We start from the raw sequence: 17,944 nt of genomic DNA on the forward strand, positions 1-17,944 counted from the left end.
AGAAAAAGTAATGGCAAAAATGATTGTTACAGTAGGCGATACACATAGTTGTCCTATGGTATCTGGAACTGTACCACACGTTGGAGGGACAGTAATCTCAGGTTGTACAACTGTATTATTAAATGATAGTCCAGTAGCTCGGATGGGTGATAAAGTACTTTGTACAGGTACAGGGATGATTGCCACGATAATCCAAGGAGATGCTAATGTGTTGGTAGGTGGCAAACCTATTGCTTATGTAGGCTGTATGACTTCACATGGCGGTTTTCTAACATCTGGTCAAGCTAATGCACTTATTACAGGTAACAAACCTACAAAAATAGTTACTATGCCAGTTGAGGATATAGATTTTCCTAACATTGACACAAAAAATAAAGTTTTAGCTTACTTAGCGGGTCATGGTAGTAAACTCAATGAGGCAATTGTAAATCAAGCCTTAATTAAACAAGCTGCACAAGACAATGAGGGAGAACCTAAAGTGTTTAATTACAAATGGGTAAAAGAAGAAACTATTGTTCGTGATCGAAAACAGCTAAAAGTAGTTACTTTAATCGCTGATGTGCAGAATATACCTGATGGACAAACTGCATCTATAAAAGTGAAAACCCCTCCTAAAAATGAAGATGAAGAAGCTCAGATAATAGAGCTTACAGGAACAGTTGAAAATAAGAAAGTAACCGTAGAATGGGAAATAGAAGACTCTGAACAAGAAAATGACCCATCCAATAACAGACAAACTGCTTAAAGCCTATCATCATCGTGAAAGAAAATTTAGCTTTAGAAGAAAATCAACAGAAAGAGTTTAAGCAAATTATTGCGCAATATACGTTTCATGTAGAACATAACGGAATCGTCTACGACAACGAAAAACCCCTATTAAATGTTGAAAAAAACGGTATAACCCTGCACTTTTTGCGATACGGTTTATTTGATACTACATGCGATTTATCAGCACCTACTAAAAGTTATACCTCTCCTGATAGTGCAGCATATTATCGTTCCATTTTTGTAGATGCTAACGAAAAATCTGTTGTTGCTAAAGTTAGAAACGAACCTGAAAATGAACCCAATCGTGAACAGCCTATTATAGAACCTTCCATCCATTTGGATGAAGTCATTATCAATGCCGATATTCCAAATACCAACAATTATAATATCGCTAGAACACCGCTAAGAGCAGGTTATGTGTATATGATTAATGAAAATAATCCTTTGAATGATTTTAAGGAATTTAGGGTGGATGACTATGGAATGATCTATGAAATTGATTGGGCTAAAAACAAAGAAAATGGGGAATACCTAGATAAGCGCACTAATGAAGGTGAAGGAAGGTTCTATAAAATCCTTGACAGAGACGACCAAACCTATTGTTTTGCCTATTCCCCAGTACAATGGAGTGCTGCCTATGTTGAAGAATTATTAAATGATACCCAAAAGCGAAACCAACGTTGCCCTACTAAAGTCTTGTGTAAAGGGATTTCTGTTAATGAGGATTCCAACGATATTGCCGTAACCCACTACAATAACACGCATATCGTTGTAGAGGGGAGCAATCCTATGGCTTACAAATACGGGAATATCCTCCACAATATTGCAGGTGAAGAAAAAAGGCAAGATGAAGAAGGAGAAAACACCTTATACGAAGATATGTTTATCACCCTTGACGACCCCATAGGGTGTGCTGACGATATTTGTGTAGGTATAGATCGGGAAATTGATCGATTGAAGGCGATAATGCTATCCTGTCAAACAGCAAAACCTGATACAGAACTTTTCGAAAAAATTGTTAAAGGTGAAGCAATAAAATTTGACAAAAGTGAAAAAGCAAACCAACTAAAATATATGCATGCCTTAGCTGCAACGACTTATCGATTTGTATACGACAACCCTGACTTAAAGAAGAAACATAGCAAACATAAAATTAAGCATCGAATAAAAAGCTCTGGTTATAATCCTTATGCAGCTACTAATATAGAAGCCTATGAAGACCCCGAAGGTGAATACACTATTGAAAAAGGGATAAGTAAAGAAAAGATTTATAAAATTCTAGCAGTTGAAGAAAGAAGAGAACAGCGTGCTATTATTAACACCTATCGTGATGATTTGGGTAATTTGATAGCATCCGATTATTATCAAGATTTCTTTGACCAATTCACCGATGTAGATGTAATCAGTTTGGGAGCTGCGAAAGAAATTTTTGCAGAACACCTTATTGTATTAGGGCATTATCCCAATTATTATGATCGTGATTGGGATTTGGTCAGCGAATATAAGCCTCAAAATGATACTTGGTTGCAGAAAATTGCAAGTACGCTAAATACAAACTCCACAGATTTTGTCAAAGCTACACAAGTGATGGATGCTACTGGTGAAATTCATGAAAAACATTTTAAGCAACATCATGGATTTTTAAAGAAAATGATTAGTGCTAGCGGAAAAATAGGTAAGGCTTATTTTTTGCATGGAGATATCTTGTCTAAATACGAAGTTATTAAAAGTCGAATTTCTTGGTTTAGAGATTTTAAAACGGGAAATGCCATTATTAGATATCGAGATATTAACCTCGATGCTTATATGCAACAACATCAGGTAGAGTTTCAGCGTATTGAATTTGATAATGCATACGAAACAAAAGGAGCATACTTAGCGTATAAAAATACCATCCATCGCAATATGGGGGACGTTGCCCGTAGAAAAATGGATGCTTTAGTACAGAATGAAGTCTTAGAAATTGAACTTCAAAATATCCCTAAAAAACACCATAATGAGGTGCGTAGGTTAATACAAAGTCCTGAATTTGCTGGGTTAGTCTTACTGTTTGAAGTAATTAGTCTTGGGTTTGCTATTGAAAAATATAACGAGGATGAAAAGAATAAAAAGGAAGGTGATAAAAGATATTTATATGGAGCAGGTATTAAACTAGGAGCAGCTACATACCAGTTTTTAGAAAATAGTAGGATTCAAAATAAGATGAGTAAAGGAACGGCTCAGTTTTTTAAGGTATTTGGAAAAAGTTTAAAACTATTAAGTTCTTCAATTACAGTTGCGGTTAATGCAAAGGATGTGTATCAACGTTCAATATCCCATGATTATAATGCGGCGGCGGCATGGACGGTAGCCACAGGACTTGGAACTACCTTAGCTATAGCAGAATTTTCGGGGTTGATAGCAGAGTTTGGAGGAGCAGCCTTTTTCTCCATAGGATTTTGGCCAATGGCTGTTATTGGAGGGGTGTTAATCGTGGTTTGTGGGATAGCAATTTACCTTACGGATTCTGAAATTGAAGCTTATTTTAAAAATTTCCCTTTGAGTAATGTAGCTATTAATCCTGAATCAACGGAACTACCTTATAAATTTGTAGAGCGATTGTATGAATTGCGTACTAAAACCGTAACAGAAGCTTCTATTGCATTTACAAAAAATACACAATACCAAAAATTCACTGATTTTGAAACAGCTTATATAGCTTTATTTGATATCATCACACCTGGGCTTTTAAAGTTGAATCCCATAGTTACTTATAAAACCAAAGATGAAAATACTAAACATGGATATGCTACACGCTTTAAAGGTTCTGTCCAATTTTTTCAATATTTTGAAACTTTTGAAGAATTAGATTTTAAAGTATGGTTTTATCCCAATGGCATAGGGAATCCAAAATTATCTAATGAACCACACCGAGAAGAAATTACAACTTTTATTTATCAGGTAATTAATGACCATAAAAGACGCTTTATTGGAGAGAAACAACCTAGTCGTTGCGAGTTTGAGTTTGGTATTCCAGGTGCTTATCAAGGAACACATTATGAAAAAGGAGAAGTATTAGTACTATGCAGACTTATTTCAAGTAAAGATGAGTATATCCCTCTATCTCATAAAGGTATTGGGCGTTATTTATGCTTAAATGCGCTGACCTATAATACCATTTCCAAGCATTCTTATTCACCTTTACAAGGTGTAGTACATCAAGTTACCGAACATAGTAATTACAGTCCCCTAAAAATTAATAGAAAAGGCTATCCTGTAACCATTGTTGATGCTGATAAAATTGATAAATTAACCAGTTGATATGGGAAAAGGACGTGAACATCGCATTTTGGAAATACCTAGAGAAATTCCAATGGAACATATAAAACCCACAAAAGGTTCAGTAATCTTTAAAGCGGATAATGCTTTTTTTATTGAAGATAGAACTCAAGTAAAATGGGCTAATTTTGCAATAGGGATTATTATGTTTTTTGGGGGAATATGGATTGCTTACCCTTTTAAGGTGTTTAGTGTTCCTTCTCTTTTCGAATATACCCTTATGATTATTGGTTTTTTATTGATTATTAATGGTATTTTCAAAAAGAAAAAAAACGCTCAATTAATTTTAGACCGATTAAATGGTATTATATCCTATCCCGATTCCTTTTTGGGAAAACCATTAGTTGGTCCTTTTAGTAAATTGATTGTAGTGATTGGTGTTAGTGGAGACATTGACGGTTACTCCCCTACAGAATACCTTAAAGTCATCAATACATTTAAACCTCGTAAGTTTGATGTTCAAAGAACCTTAAGCTACGAAGACCCTTATAAAGAATGGAGTTTATATGTTTGGTACATGGATAAAAATCGCCCATTACCTCCGGGTACAGCCTTTGACCCCTACCGACAAAAAGACTTCGAGCGTAGAAAGAAATTAGGATTTCCTAGACCTTTATATCCAAGTAATATCCCAACTCCTGAAGCTACACCAGAACAGCAAAAGGAACGTTTAATTATTGGTGGATGGTAAGTATTGATTTAATATTGAGTTTTTTAAGATAAATACACTATTACAATCCAGCCAATGAGTAATAAACATGAGCAGCCTTTCAAGATTTCTATAAAGCCAACTTTGGTTAATAAAGAAAGGGTGTACCCTAATAAAGGAACTCTTATTTTAAAAGCAGATGATCAATTTTATGTTTACGATCGTTCAACAATTCTATCAGTAACTTCTTTTTTTGGATTTCTTGCAATTGGATATTGTTTATTCTATTTTTTTGGTACAAATGAACCTTTCGTTTTTAGGAGGGATTGGTTTGAAATTTTGTTAATTATTATTGGTTTGTTTTTAATCATCTATTCATTTACAGCTGATAAAAAGAAGAAGCGATTAATACTAGATCGTTTGAATGGTGTAGTTACTTATCCTGATTTTTTTTATCTGCCACCATTAAAAGGTAATTTTAAAGATTTAAAAGCAGTAATATCGGTTAGCGGAGAGATCGATGGTGCAGTAGGACGCGAATATCTAAAATTTGTAAATACATTCAAACCTAGAAAATTTGATTTTCTACAAACAATCACTTACGGTAATCCAAATGAGGAATGGAGTTTATATGTTTGGTATATGGATAAAAACCGTCCATTACCTCCTGGTACAGCCTTTGACCCTTACCGTCAAAAAGACTTTGAACGTAGAAAGAAATTAGGTTTTCCAAAACCTTTATACCCAAGTAATATTCCAACTCCTGAAGCTACAAAAGAACAGCAAAAGGAACGTTTAATTATTGGTGGATGGTAATTTTAAAAGCATATCCACTTCAGAATCCTAAGTAATGAGTAGTTTTTGGAAAAATAAACCCTTAGAAAAAGTAATTCGGCATAAAATTGGCTATCTCTATATTTCTAAAGAGATTTTAAGACCTGGAAAGCGTTTGCAGATACAGGAAGCCAATGATCAATTTTTTGTAAAAAATGTATCTAGTGCTATGGTTTATGCCAAAATAGCTTTTTTTGGAGGTTTAGGAATTAATTTTTTTATAACTTTAGTTTCTTTTAGTTCTGAAAAAAATAAATTCTTAATAAATTTTTTTTTATGGCTTTCTCCATTTCTATTAGTTAGTCTTATTTTCCTAATCATACATTATATGGCTCCTGTAAAAGAAATAGTTTTAGACCGTTTGAATGGTAAAATCAGCTATCCTCGTTTATTTGGTAATAAAGAACACCGTACCATAAAATTTGATTCCTTACATGTGTTTGAAACCATGACAACATCAGGAGACTTTGCAGCTACAGGTAAAAAAATACGCATTAGGGATAGGAAATACGATTACACTTGGGATTTGGATAGTAGATATCCCGAGGAATACTGGAGTTTTATGGTATGGTATATGGACAAAAATAGACCTTTACCTCCTGGAGATGCTTTTGACCCTTATCGCAAAAACGATTTTGAACGCAGAAAAGCAGAAGGCTTTCCTAAGCCACTTTATCCAAGCAGGTTTGAAACTCCAGAAGCTACCCCTGCTCAACAAAAAGAACGGAAAAAAATTGGAGGTTGGTAATTTTAAAAGCATATCCACTTCAAAACCTTAAGTAATGAGTAGTTTTTGGAAAAATAAACCTTTAGAAAAAGTGATACGTCACCCTATTCGATATCATTCTATATCTAAGGGGGTCATAAGCCCAGGAGAGCGTTTACAGATACAGGAAGCCAATGATCAATTCTTTGTAAAAAATGCATCTAGTGCTATGCTAAATGCGAAAATAGCTTTTTTTGGAGGTTTAGGAATTAATTTTTTTATAACTCTAGTTTCTTTTAGTTATGAAAAAAATAAATTTTTAATAAATTTCTTCATTGGGCTTTCTCCATTTTTATTAGTAAGTCTTATTTTTTTAATCATGCATTATATGGCTCCTGTAAAAGAAATAGTTTTAGACCGTTTGAATGGTAAAATCAGCTATCCTCGTTTATTTGGTAATAAAGAACATCGTACCATACAATTTGATTCTTTACACGTGTTTGAAACTATGACTACATCAGGAGACTTTGCAGCTACAGGTAAAAAAATACGCATTAGGGATAGGAAATACGATTACACTTGGGATTTGGATAGTAGATATCCCGAGGAATACTGGAGTTTTATGGTATGGTATATGGATAAAAACAGACCTTTACCTCCCGGAGATGCTTTTGACCCCTATCGCAAAAATGATTTTGAACGCAGAAAGGCAGAAGGATTTCCTGAACCACTTTACCCAAGCAGGTTTGAAACTCCAGAAGCTACGACTGCTCAACAACGAGAACGAAAAAAAATTGGGGGTTGGTAATACAAATAAATTGAAAATTCGCATAGTAATCTAATTAGATGAGAAACATTACTTATTATAAGCATGCTATTGTTTGTAAACCAAAAACGGAATTTTTTTTAAGCAATGAAGATATAAAATTCAATAAAAGAGGTGCAGTACAAAGATTAGATGATAAACTATTGGTTATCAATAAAAATAATATTTCATTTGCTAAAATGATGTTCGTATTAGCAATTATCCTCTTTTTAATATGTTTATCTTTTGTAAAAGACAATGTTTATGTTCTCGTTTGGCCTTTAATACCATTTTTGATTGGTTTTTGGGATTGGTCATTGTATTATTTTAACCCTCCTAAAAATATTGTTCTAGACAGATTAACTGGAACAATTTCTTATCCCAAGGATTACTTTTATAAAGAACAAACAAAAGTTCTGTTTTCGGAATTAAAGGCTTTTGAAGGACTAGATAAAAGAGCCACTTATACTGATGAATGTGGTTCTCGTGAATATAGTAGATATCAACACTTATTCTTTAAACATAATAAGACAAATACTACACTACCATTACTATCTGTTCAAGTTGCTGATATCAAAACCGCAAACGAAAATATAAAAAGGTTGTGTGAAGTTCGTTCATTTTATAGTTGGTATATGGATAAAAACAGACCATTACCCCCTGGTACTGCCTTTGACCCCTATCGTAAAAAAGACTTTGAACGTAGAAAAGCGGAAGGCTTCCCTAAACCACTTTACCCAAGCAGGTTTGAAACTCCTGAAGCTACACCAGAACAGCAAAAGGAACGTTTAATTATTGGGGGATGGTAAAATATTTCTAAAATATGAAAGACTATTTACAAAATATTCCCGTGTACAGAATATTAACAATACTTTTTTTTGCGTTTGTTGTATCTGCTTTTATTAATATTTCAAGTAAAATATTAGAACACAAAAAATATGATATGGATAGAATAATAGTCGATATCCAAAGAAAATTTCCAAAATCTACCTTGGGTTTTCAAAATATACGGATTGAAGGAGAAGACCTGAAAACTTCTTTTGATCCAGAGAGTGCTTCTATAGATTACTACTATGAATCAAAGTACTTAAAAATAATTGACAATAAATTTCAATTTGATACAGATAACACTTGGATGTTATATTCAATTCCCTTACTGATAATTTTAGTTGGACTGCACTCTGCTCCAATAACAGATTTAAAGAAAATAATTTATTCTAATTATTTCTGGTTTTACTGTGTTGTTCTAGGAATACTTTGCTTTACTATTTCTTACGATAGAGATGATTATAAGAATCAATATTTGCCTAAGAATAAATTTGAAAGTCAAGTATTACTATTAATGGAAGAGCTAAATAACAGAAATTATAAAAAGTAAACTAATGATTGATATGTATAAATCTGTGAATGCGGAATTGGTAACATCAAAGAAAATTATTTTAAATTTTACAGAAAGAAGGTTATATTATTATGATTTAATTTTTCTTTTCACCTTTGGCTTTTTTCTGTTTATAAATATTTTAAGTTATAAAAGCCAAGACTTATCAGAAATAATTCTTACGATTGGCTTAATTATATTTTTCAGCATAATTAACCTTTCAAAAAAGAAAATTTTTCATAAATCAATCATTTTTGAAAGAGAAAAACAGACTATAACTTTTCGGAGAACAATCCCATATTTAAATAAAAAGTTTGATTACTCTAATATTAAGTTAAAGACAAATGTGACACACTACATTGATGAAGGTCGTACATACGTATACAGGCACTTGTGGATACAACAAAAGTTTTCGGACAAAAAGTATAAGGTTTATAAAACAAGTCCAAACATACGTTTTGATGTTTTCTTAGAAAAATATATGAACTCCGATTATGTTACTGTTCAAAAATTAGTGTATTACAAAAAGCCGAAAAATTTAAATAGCTATTTTAATTAGAAAGTTTTAACCTAAAGCAACTATCGAGCAGCAAAAGGAACGTTTAATTGTTGGAGGCTGGTAAGTTAAATTAATATGTTATGGAAAATACTTCTTATGTCTCATGGAACATTGATTTTAAAATTGTTTTAGAATACATAGATACTGAGCTTACTAAAAATCAGAGACTATTAGCCAATCTAGCTTGGATTGCGAAGGATATTGTAAAACAAAAAAAGCATGCCCCATTGATTCAGGTTATAGAAAAGGACACGGATAAACTTATTGTCAATAATATCTATGGTGTGGTTTTTAATTTTGAGTTAAAAGAGGAAGCTCAGTTTGATTATCGTATGGATATTGTTGCAGATCCTGACGATAATAGAACTTTATATGTCTTCTTATATAAAGATATTGAAAAGCCTAACCTTTTTACTGAAACAATGTATTTTCAAGATCGTATTGATTATTCTGATACTGCTTTATTGGATAGTGTTCAACGCTACATTTTGAACAAGTACAAAGCCTACTTCGTAGGTTTTGAAAAAGGATTGGTAATGCTACAGCATATAAGCCTACAAAATAACCAGTGGGAAATTATTAGGTTGTAATTCTTCTATAAATTAAGCACAATAAATACAGTGCAAAAAACATTTTTGATAATGTTATTTATAAGTAATTGCTATTTCTTTCAACTCTTATATTAGTTATCTCTTAACTTTTTTCTAAGGGAAAACCCTTAGGCTTTCAGGGTAAACCCTTAGATCAAATTCAGGGTGTTTGTAATTCCATATAACTGCTTGTATATGTTAGTTTTGTTTATTTTACTCACGTTTAATTTTAAATATAGAGTAAAAATGAAAAAAGCAATTACAATAATGGTAATGAGTTTGTTAGTGTTAACTAGTTGTACAGATTCTTCTGAAGAATTAGTGCAGTCACAAGCTGAAAAAAGTAACATTGAATTTAAAGCTGAATATATTGACAAAGATGAAGTCCAAAGTCCAGATGACAGAGGGAAGAAAAAGAAGAAATAAAGTAATGATATCTTTAATAAGGATCATAATATTTACTAGTGTTATTGCTCCTTACATACATATTTTTTTGTCGAAAAAAGATACAGTGAATGTCTTTGGATTTAATAATCTAAGGACTTTTCTGTTTGTAATAGGTTTGCCTATTTCCCTTTTTACATGTGCAAATGTCCTATTATACATTACAAAATTTATGGAGAAAAATTCTCCTAAAATACAAGTTAGAATTATTGCTATTCTGTTTTTATGGAGTTCTTTTTTTCAGTTTATATGGATTTTTTGGGATAGGCAAGATTTACCTAAGCCACTCTATTATATATCTATCGTTGTTTTAAGTTTTGTCTCAACGGTTACTTTTAATTCATTTATACATACAAGAGAAAGTACACGAGTTAGGCTTCAAAAAGCGGTTAATGCATTTTCAACATTTAGTTTTATAACCGCTAAAAAGCATATAAAAACAGAGAATATTGAAGCGTATGAAAAAGAATTACTATCAGGTCTACATGATGAAATAAACTAACAACTATCTTACCTGAAAATGAAAGAATTAGAAAGAAAAGATTTAGAAAGGATCAAAGAATATTTTGGTGATTTATTACCCAAAGAAGTCAATAAAGAATTTGAAAATTTAATTGACTCTAAAGTTAAAGAACAGCATAAAAAAATTGATAATCTAAAGAAAGATTTAATTAAATCTTCTATTAGTCTAAATTTAAGTGATTTAAATACTTACCTGAAAATAAATAAAAAAATTGAAGTATCGATAAAAGCGAGTTCTTAAAACAGTTTTTACTACTAACGTTTCGCTAATAACTTAACAGGGTTAATATTACCGTCACTATCCTGTGCTTCTTTTAAAAGCTCTAGTGCTTCAATAATAAGAGCATTATAGAAAACCTTTTCCTTTTTTAATTCTTCTATATTGTCTGCTACAAACAAAGCCACTTCTCTTAAATTAACAACAACACCATCTTTAACCAAGTTTATTCCACCTTGATTCGAGTTTGAGATTTGAGAGTATTTGCTGTAAGTTTCCTTTATTAATTTAACCGTAGTTAAACTAGGGTTACGTTTTTCAGTTTCCCATAGTTGTACAGAATTTTTAGAAACCCCTATTATTTTAGCAAATTCTTCCTGTGTTTTATTGAGTTCTCTCCTTATTCGCCTTATTTCTTGACCAGTCATTATCGCATGAAGAATTAATAAAAAACACACTTTGTGTTATTTTTGTTTGTTTAAAACAAACAAAGTGTGTATATTTGTGTTGTGCTCTTAACAAATATATTTAAAATTAAACGATCAGTATATTAAAATATCACATTTAGTAGCAAAGTAATTCTACTTAATCGATAGGTTAAGAATAACAGCGGAGGTCTAGTTTTAGTTGGGCTGGGGGTGAGCTGTTTTTGGAGGGGAATCTCATATAATCCCTTTTTTAGTTATTCTTTTATTCCCTGAATGACTTCAACCCGAGCAAAATAAAATGCTTGGGTTGTTTTTTAATGTGTGATAATTATAACTAGAAAATATTTAAAAGTATGTGCAGGTTAAAAAGTACGGGTGACCCACACTAAAAGTGTGGCTCGCCCGTACCTACTCTCCTTAAAATAATTTCAATTTCGCAACGCATACACACAAATTAAATAACTCATAAATAATCCTTTATGAGTTATAACCTTTAATCATTAAATCATAGAAAATGAAAGTAACCACAATTGCAATGGTGTTGCTATCGCTCACTATTGCTCTGCCTTTATGGGCACAAGAAAAAGAATCAAAATGTGATTCAAACTACAATGAAGCTCTAATCTTTTTAAAAGAAGATAAGAGTTCTAAAAATGATCAAACACCTGCTATTAATTTAATAAAACCCTGTGCAGAGAGTGGTCATTTGTATTCAAAATTACTACTAGCTAAAATTTATGAAGGTTCTAATAAAGCTAAAGATCATAAAAAGGCTTTCAATCTTTACAAAGAAGCTTCAAAAGAAGGAAATCCTTTGGCTATGGCTAACCTTGCTATACTTTTCAAATATGGTAAAGGCTGTAAACTTAATTATAATAAGGCAAGAAAATGGTTTGAAAAATCATCCGAACTAGGGAATGACAAAGCTACTTATAGTCTTGGGTATATGTATTTAAAAGGTTTAGGTACTATAGAACAAGATTATAGTAAAGCAATTACATACTTTGAAAAAAGCGAATATCCTATGGCTAAATATTGGCTAGGGATTTGTTATTTAAAAGGTTATGGAGTAACAAAAGACATTTCAAAAGCTAATGAACTACTAGGAACTGAATTTGATAATAGTACTAATCAAAGTATTACTAGCGAAGTATCAGAACAACATAAAAATGTAGTAGAACAAATTACCGTAAACAAATCAAACACTAATAATGTATCAGTTACTGAAAATCAGTTATTAGGAAAATGGAAAGGTAAACTAGTTCAAATGGACTGGTCTAAAACTGATATCATTAATAAAATAGATATTGAACTAACGATCAATAAAGATGAGAACACAGGTACTTTAATTTCATCTTTAACAAGTAATAATCAGATTATTCAAGATGATATAATTCTATTAGACAATACACTATACTTTGAGAATACGAAGCTTAATTTACCTCATTTAACATATAAGGCTTCTATTCCTAGTGAATTAAATTATGACTTATTATCTGCTGATCTAAATTTAAAATCATTCGAAGGAAATAAATATTTAACAGCTACACTAGATACTTACATAAAAGCATGGAATGAAACAGGTGTACCAACTCGATTTGTACTTAAAAAAGTTGTTGGATTTGAGAATAGTACAGAAGAATTAACAGATGATGTATTAAAGGCATTATCAGAACAAGAAGAAAGTTTTATCAAACTATACCCTAACCCTTTTGTAAATGATTTAGTGATCTCTTACAGTTTAGAAAAACAGGCTAATGTAGAGGTGCAAATCACAGATTTAGCAGGGAGCACTCAATCTACAATAGCATCTGAAAAATTACAAAGTAAGGGAGCGCATCGTTATTTCTTCAATGCTTCTCAGTTAAAAAAAGGAGCATATGTTATTGCTGTAATTGTTGATGGAGAAAGAAAAACAAGAATCATCGTAAAAAAGTAAAACCATGAAAAAGATATACATACAAATAATTCTGTTTTTATTCATTTTTGGAATAACTACAATACAGGGGCAATTTTTAGAACCTTCTAATGTCACTAATGATTTTATTGATCCAATAGGTGGAGGTGATTTTGATATTATTGTACCTCCTAATCCATGCGGAAATAACTGTGCAGAACCTAACGATATTGATTTTACTTTTGACAGTTCTTTAGGTAGAGCACTAATTAATAATGCAGCTATAGAAGATGCAGAAGGTAGAAATTTAAGAGATTGGTACAACAGACAGACCAATAGAATGAGGCAATTTCTAAGTAGTTATTATGGACAAAATTTTTTAAGTTTTGAAGATGCTAGAGCATACCTGTTTAGAGAAAGTGAGAACCTAAATATTCAATTAAACTTACCCAAAGTCCAAAAGGTTCTTGATGGATTAAGGCATGGACCAGATAATAAAAAAAGAATAGGTTTAAAAGGCTTGAGTGCTTTACGCCAGAGAGAATCAGAGCTTAGAAATGGAAATACAGTTAATTCATTATACGCAGATATAAAGGTTAATGGAATACCACTGAGAAACCTAAATGATATAGGAGCTATTAATAGAGAAAGAAATAAAATTTTAAATGGTTTTATTGATGTATTATGGCAAAGTCATTATCATGGATATACACATCAAGTTACTAATAAACGATCTTTTATTGGAGAAATTAAGGATAAAGCTACTAAGGAAAAAGTTAACTTTTATGATGGACAATCTTATTGGGATCGTTTAAGCTTGATGCAGTATTTAATACATACTGAACAAATTAAAAGAAGAGGCTATGTAACCCCTGCAATAGTTAGCGGTGATTTGGCGAGAGCTTTTGGATTATTTGCAGGTCGATCTGATATTGCTACCGAAAGCTTTATTAGAAGATTAGCCCAAGCTAAGTATTCAGAAAATATGTCTGTTTTTCATCCAGATTATTGGAAACTTATTTTAAAAAGAGATTATAACAGTTCTCCCTTACATGTTGCACAGTCAAAAAGTAAACATGAACAGTTAAAACAAACTGAGCTTAAAAAATTTATTAACAATACAGCTTTAGGAGCAAACAACAGTGTCGATTACTTAGTAAGACGACTTGGAATAAAAGATGAATATGAATACGAATGGTTGAATGAAAATGCTAGTAAGGCAATAGAGTATAAGAAACGAATTCAAGAAGAATTAAGCGAAAGTGCAACAGGTGAATATGGAAATGCACTAGGAGGAGATTTTAATTTTTCTTATGGAGACCCTAACTCAGAAATACCTATTGTACCATCTTCTAGATTTATAAAAACAGATATTAGAAATGGTGGGCTAGTTCAAAAAATGATTGAAGAGTTAAATATAACAGACTCTTATGAAAAAGAATACCTGTATAATAATACTGATGAAGCTAATAGATTACGAATATTAGCCGATCAAAATACAGTCAATAATTCTATTTTACCAGAAGTAAAAGATTATATAAAAGGACAAACCGAACTAGGAGGAATTCAAAGGGATTTAAACTTTAAATTCAGACAACAATCTGGAAAATTAAATAATAGATCAGATCAGGAGTACACTCATTTTGCTACTAACGGTATTTACAATATGTATCAAATGACCGATGGTTCAAGGGTTTTAGAAAGTCCAAATCGTTTGTTATTAGATAAAAATGGGCACTTTAATGTATTTAACACCACAGAACCTAGTAACTATAAATATCATTACATTAAACTTCAAGGAGAAAAAAAGTGGTCAAGATATCTGATAAAACACCCAACAAGTACTAAAGAAGAACTAGAAACACTTTTTGAGTTAGGAGCGGTAGAAGGTGCTAAATTTATTGGAAGTTATGTACTTCCAATAGAGGACATAAAAATAGTTATCACTGGAGAAGACTTTAACGGTCAAAATGTATCTAGGTGGAAAGCTGGAGGTATGCTTATTCTTGATTTAGCAGGAGGGAAAATTTTTAAAGCTGTTGGTGGAATTATTAAAGTAGGAACAAAACAGTGGAGAATTGTAGTAAAAGAGGGTAATAGATATTATACAAAGGTCATAAGGGCAATGTCTGAGGCAACAGTTACACTATATAATAGATATGGTGGTGAAGCTATTGTTAAACGTATTGATGAAGCCTTGAGAAGAGGAGAACTTGCAGACGATATTGTAGAGGAAGGTGGAGAAGTTTTAAAAGATATATCTGAAAAAAAGGGAAGAAAATTAAATTGGGAAGAGGTAAAAGCGTTATTCAAAAGAGGTATTGATTTCAATAAAAGAGCATCATTTAAATATCGATATAATGAAGTTACTTTACAAGGAATTAATGGGAAACGAGGAAAAAGATTAGATACGTATATTCCAGGAATTGCTATCATATCTAGAAAGGCAACAACTTTAAGTAATATTAAAATTAGTACTTTTAAAAACTATTTACGAGAGTTAATAACTAAATACCCTAAAGGTGCACCAATAAACGCCCCAAAATTTGGAGATTTTTTTAAAGGTAAAGTTTTGGAAGGAGAATACTTTTTAGAAATACCTTTGTCTAATAAAACTTTTTTTGAAAATAGTTTTGAATTTAAAAAAGCTTTGAGCGATTTTAATTCTAGAAATAACGTTTTAATTAAAATAATATATTTAGCTGAATAATGGAATTAAGAAGAATATTTCAAGAAATTAATTTTACAAACAGATATGAAAAGATTTGTGAGAGTTCAGTAGAATTCGAAAAAATAATGTCTGGAAATAATATTAGTTTATATGAAGAAGTCTTTGAATTTCTGGAGATTAAACACAAATATAACTCCAATGGTAGTTTTTTTTCTATTACAGATAAAAAAGAGGATATTGTCTTGAATTTACATTTGGTTTTGAAAGGTGGGATAATAGAAAGTTTTCTTTTTATTAAAGAAAATGGAGTCCAAAAAAAAGGAATAGATAGATTTGATTTCATTCCAGAAGAATTAAATCTTCCATTTAATAGAGAAAAATACAACTTACCTAGATATTCATCGAAACAAGAATTAACAAGTATGGTATCACAAATTTTTAATATATACAGTGATATAAAAGAAAAAATTTTCAATTCTTAAATTAAATACCAGCTTATTAATAAGCTGGTATTAAAAAAATGATGAAAAAACATATCATATTTACAGTTGTAAGTTTATTAAGTTTTAATATTTCCTTCAGTCAAATAGATTCTATATCACTTCCTAAAGGAGGCATAGATACTTTTGATTTTAAAAAGAAACATCATAGTATCTATTTTACGAAAGACAATGAAGTTTTTTTCAATAAAAAAAGAATACGCTTTTGGGATCAACTTTCTTCATCTATTTTAGAAGAAGAAAGAGAACCTAAATTTAACGCTGTAAATGATATAGTCATTTATGCGGATAAAAAAAGTCATTATTATGATCTTCAAAGGATCAAAAGTGAAATAGGAAAAGTTTGGGAAGGTTTTTTTCATTACAAGAGTGACAGCTTTACAAATAATAAATGTATTTCTATTTATGTAAAAAACTCTTATTTAAAAAACAAAACTATTGGAAAAGGTTATGATATTTACTTTGACAAGGAAATTATTTATACTAAAAATGAATCTCTTAATTCAGATATACAACCTCCCAAGTTAAAAGCTATAGCAGAAAGTAATACTTTTTTTGTATGGCAAACATATTTTAGTGAAATTATTTTTAACAATAATATAAAAACGATCAAAGAGTATCTTTCTAAGATAGATTATGCCACAACAAGTATTAATCATTTTTCTTTTGATCCATTAGATCCTAAAGAACATAATTTTGAACTACAAAAACTCATAAATGATAAAGAAGTAATTTTCTTAGAAGTAACATATTCTATAAGTTATGGAGCATACTTTAAAGGGTTATCAAAAATTCATAAAAGAAGATATAAGGATTTATCTCATGGAGATTTAAAAAAACCTTTTCTTTTAGAGATACCTACACCCTATATAGAATATCTAAAAGATAATGGTTTAGATTTATTTAAAAGTGAATAATATTATGATTCGAGAAGATTTAAAATTTAGCGATCATTTATCAAAAATTTATACTAATATCAACTATTATGATAGATATAAGAAGTTAAGTGATGAATATAACACAGAAGAAGAAAGGTTAGAAAAAGCAGATAAGCAAGTTGTTTTGGAAATTTTAAAAGAGTTAGGTTATTCAGAGGCAAAGTATGTTGCAGCAGAGTCTTTCTACCAAATCAACCAAGAATTACAAAATCATATTTTTTATTTCCATACTAGTTTGAAATATGGAGTTGCTGAATTGATATTCGGAGTTCTTAAAAGTGATAAAGAAAAGCAAGAACTTATTGGGGGTACTGCATCTAAAGTCTGTAAATTAATTGAAATTAACAAATCATCGCTTACTGAAGGTTATATAAAAAAACCTCGATTTAGAACTTACGAAGAGTTGAAAGAAATTTTAGAACAAGCTTTTTCATTATATGAAGATTTAAAGAAAGAATTTATAAAAATTTACAAATAGAATCGAGTATGAAGATATGGATTAACTCTCTATCTATAATAACCCAAAAAGTAAGCAGGTTTTCCTGTTTGTATTTTTGACTATCATTATAATTTTTACATTATTAATTCTTGCAAATGCAAGAGATGTGTGCAGATTATTTTCATGATATTACATAATTTAAAGTCCATGGTTTAAACATAAACATGGGCTTTTTTACAAAATCTATGGTGTGGTAGCTCCGAAATATTGACGATAAATAA

Annotated in this window: 18 protein-coding genes; 17 read left to right on the forward strand and 1 reads right to left on the reverse strand. The window is 30.9% G+C overall.

The window, feature by feature from the left end:
* The first annotated feature begins 10 nt into the window (after positions 1–10).
* The 12 genes from AQ1685_RS03255 (at position 11) to AQ1685_RS03315 (ending at position 10,814) form a co-directional block, all read left to right on the forward strand.
* A complete protein-coding gene (locus AQ1685_RS03255) occupies positions 11–745 on the forward strand; it encodes a PAAR domain-containing protein (RefSeq protein WP_231970245.1) in 735 nt (244 codons plus the stop codon).
* 14 nt (positions 746–759) lie between these two features.
* Complete coding sequence (locus AQ1685_RS03260; RefSeq protein WP_095069406.1) at positions 760–4,068, forward strand: toxin VasX; 3,309 nt, start codon at positions 760–762, stop codon at positions 4,066–4,068.
* A 1-nt stretch (position 4,069) separates the two neighbouring features.
* Positions 4,070–4,777, forward strand: a complete 708-nt coding sequence (locus tag AQ1685_RS03265) for a hypothetical protein (RefSeq protein WP_095069408.1) — start codon at positions 4,070–4,072, stop codon at positions 4,775–4,777.
* Between the two features lie 54 nt (positions 4,778–4,831).
* Complete coding sequence (locus tag AQ1685_RS03270; RefSeq protein ID WP_095069410.1) at positions 4,832–5,551, forward strand: hypothetical protein; 720 nt, start codon at positions 4,832–4,834, stop codon at positions 5,549–5,551.
* A 34-nt stretch (positions 5,552–5,585) separates the two neighbouring features.
* Entirely contained in the window at positions 5,586–6,317 is a 732-nt protein-coding gene (locus tag AQ1685_RS03275; RefSeq protein WP_095069412.1) for a hypothetical protein, read from the forward strand.
* A gap of 34 nt (positions 6,318–6,351) precedes the next feature.
* Complete coding sequence (locus tag AQ1685_RS03280; RefSeq protein WP_095069414.1) at positions 6,352–7,083, forward strand: hypothetical protein; 732 nt, start codon at positions 6,352–6,354, stop codon at positions 7,081–7,083.
* Between the two features lie 38 nt (positions 7,084–7,121).
* Positions 7,122–7,889 carry a hypothetical protein gene (locus AQ1685_RS20440; protein WP_197697492.1) on the forward strand — a complete coding sequence of 256 codons (768 nt, stop codon included), beginning with the start codon at positions 7,122–7,124 and terminating at the stop codon, positions 7,887–7,889.
* A 134-nt stretch (positions 7,890–8,023) separates the two neighbouring features.
* Positions 8,024–8,458, forward strand: a complete 435-nt coding sequence (locus tag AQ1685_RS03290) for a hypothetical protein (protein ID WP_157730066.1) — start codon at positions 8,024–8,026, stop codon at positions 8,456–8,458.
* Positions 8,459–9,097: 639 nt separating this feature from the next.
* Positions 9,098–9,607, forward strand: coding sequence for a hypothetical protein (locus AQ1685_RS03300; protein ID WP_095069418.1), 510 nt, complete (start codon positions 9,098–9,100; stop codon positions 9,605–9,607).
* A 246-nt stretch (positions 9,608–9,853) separates the two neighbouring features.
* Positions 9,854–10,033 (forward strand): hypothetical protein, encoded by a 180-nt coding sequence (locus AQ1685_RS03305; protein WP_157730068.1) that lies wholly within the window; start codon positions 9,854–9,856, stop codon positions 10,031–10,033.
* 190 nt (positions 10,034–10,223) lie between these two features.
* Positions 10,224–10,553, forward strand: a complete 330-nt coding sequence (locus AQ1685_RS03310; RefSeq protein ID WP_157730069.1) for a hypothetical protein — start codon at positions 10,224–10,226, stop codon at positions 10,551–10,553.
* An 18-nt stretch (positions 10,554–10,571) separates the two neighbouring features.
* Complete coding sequence (locus tag AQ1685_RS03315; RefSeq protein ID WP_095069424.1) at positions 10,572–10,814, forward strand: hypothetical protein; 243 nt, start codon at positions 10,572–10,574, stop codon at positions 10,812–10,814.
* 14 nt (positions 10,815–10,828) lie between these two features.
* On the opposite strand, the gene AQ1685_RS03320 is transcribed toward AQ1685_RS03315, so the two are convergent.
* Positions 10,829–11,218 carry a helix-turn-helix domain-containing protein gene (locus AQ1685_RS03320; RefSeq protein ID WP_197697493.1) on the reverse strand — a complete coding sequence of 130 codons (390 nt, stop codon included), beginning with the start codon at positions 11,216–11,218 and terminating at the stop codon, positions 10,829–10,831.
* A gap of 514 nt (positions 11,219–11,732) precedes the next feature.
* On the opposite strand from AQ1685_RS03320, the gene AQ1685_RS03325 reads away from it, so the two are divergent.
* Genes AQ1685_RS03325 through AQ1685_RS03345 form a run of 5 tightly spaced genes read left to right on the forward strand, consistent with a single transcriptional unit; the run spans position 11,733 to position 17,702 of the window.
* On the forward strand, positions 11,733–13,157 hold the full coding sequence (locus AQ1685_RS03325; protein ID WP_095069426.1) for a T9SS type A sorting domain-containing protein: 1,425 nt from the start codon (positions 11,733–11,735) through the stop codon (positions 13,155–13,157).
* A gap of 4 nt (positions 13,158–13,161) precedes the next feature.
* Positions 13,162–15,825 carry a hypothetical protein gene (locus AQ1685_RS03330; protein ID WP_095069428.1) on the forward strand — a complete coding sequence of 888 codons (2,664 nt, stop codon included), beginning with the start codon at positions 13,162–13,164 and terminating at the stop codon, positions 15,823–15,825.
* Positions 15,825–16,268, forward strand: coding sequence for a hypothetical protein (locus AQ1685_RS03335; RefSeq protein WP_095069430.1), 444 nt, complete (start codon positions 15,825–15,827; stop codon positions 16,266–16,268). Before AQ1685_RS03330 ends, AQ1685_RS03335 begins: the two co-directional genes overlap by 1 nt.
* A 41-nt stretch (positions 16,269–16,309) precedes the next feature.
* Positions 16,310–17,203, forward strand: a complete 894-nt coding sequence (locus AQ1685_RS03340) for a hypothetical protein (RefSeq protein WP_095069432.1) — start codon at positions 16,310–16,312, stop codon at positions 17,201–17,203.
* A gap of 4 nt (positions 17,204–17,207) precedes the next feature.
* Entirely contained in the window at positions 17,208–17,702 is a 495-nt protein-coding gene (locus tag AQ1685_RS03345) for a hypothetical protein (RefSeq protein WP_095069434.1), read from the forward strand.
* Positions 17,703–17,944 lie beyond the last annotated feature (242 nt).

The sequence above is a fragment of the Tenacibaculum jejuense genome (assembly GCF_900198195.1).
GTDB classification, from domain to species: Bacteria; Bacteroidota; Bacteroidia; order Flavobacteriales; family Flavobacteriaceae; genus Polaribacter; species Polaribacter jejuensis.

What these genes read in the sequence shown, in the direction of transcription:
- AQ1685_RS03255 (WP_231970245.1), top strand. Translation starts at nt 11, where the DNA reads ATGGCAAAAATGATTGTTACAGTAGGCGATACACATAGTTGTCCTATG.
- AQ1685_RS03265 (WP_095069408.1), top strand. Translation starts at nt 4,070, where the DNA reads ATGGGAAAAGGACGTGAACATCGCATTTTGGAAATACCTAGAGAAATT.
- AQ1685_RS03270 (WP_095069410.1), top strand. Translation starts at nt 4,832, where the DNA reads ATGAGTAATAAACATGAGCAGCCTTTCAAGATTTCTATAAAGCCAACT.
- AQ1685_RS03275 (WP_095069412.1), top strand. Translation starts at nt 5,586, where the DNA reads ATGAGTAGTTTTTGGAAAAATAAACCCTTAGAAAAAGTAATTCGGCAT.
- AQ1685_RS03280 (WP_095069414.1), top strand. Translation starts at nt 6,352, where the DNA reads ATGAGTAGTTTTTGGAAAAATAAACCTTTAGAAAAAGTGATACGTCAC.
- AQ1685_RS20440 (WP_197697492.1), top strand. Translation starts at nt 7,122, where the DNA reads ATGAGAAACATTACTTATTATAAGCATGCTATTGTTTGTAAACCAAAA.
- AQ1685_RS03290 (WP_157730066.1), top strand. Translation starts at nt 8,024, where the DNA reads ATGGATAGAATAATAGTCGATATCCAAAGAAAATTTCCAAAATCTACC.
- AQ1685_RS03300 (WP_095069418.1), top strand. Translation starts at nt 9,098, where the DNA reads ATGGAAAATACTTCTTATGTCTCATGGAACATTGATTTTAAAATTGTT.
- AQ1685_RS03305 (WP_157730068.1), top strand. Translation starts at nt 9,854, where the DNA reads ATGAAAAAAGCAATTACAATAATGGTAATGAGTTTGTTAGTGTTAACT.
- AQ1685_RS03310 (WP_157730069.1), top strand. Translation starts at nt 10,224, where the DNA reads ATGGAGAAAAATTCTCCTAAAATACAAGTTAGAATTATTGCTATTCTG.
- AQ1685_RS03315 (WP_095069424.1), top strand. Translation starts at nt 10,572, where the DNA reads ATGAAAGAATTAGAAAGAAAAGATTTAGAAAGGATCAAAGAATATTTT.
- AQ1685_RS03320 (WP_197697493.1), bottom strand. Translation starts at nt 11,218, where the DNA reads ATGACTGGTCAAGAAATAAGGCGAATAAGGAGAGAACTCAATAAAACA.
- AQ1685_RS03325 (WP_095069426.1), top strand. Translation starts at nt 11,733, where the DNA reads ATGAAAGTAACCACAATTGCAATGGTGTTGCTATCGCTCACTATTGCT.
- AQ1685_RS03330 (WP_095069428.1), top strand. Translation starts at nt 13,162, where the DNA reads ATGAAAAAGATATACATACAAATAATTCTGTTTTTATTCATTTTTGGA.
- AQ1685_RS03335 (WP_095069430.1), top strand. Translation starts at nt 15,825, where the DNA reads ATGGAATTAAGAAGAATATTTCAAGAAATTAATTTTACAAACAGATAT.
- AQ1685_RS03340 (WP_095069432.1), top strand. Translation starts at nt 16,310, where the DNA reads ATGAAAAAACATATCATATTTACAGTTGTAAGTTTATTAAGTTTTAAT.
- AQ1685_RS03345 (WP_095069434.1), top strand. Translation starts at nt 17,208, where the DNA reads ATGATTCGAGAAGATTTAAAATTTAGCGATCATTTATCAAAAATTTAT.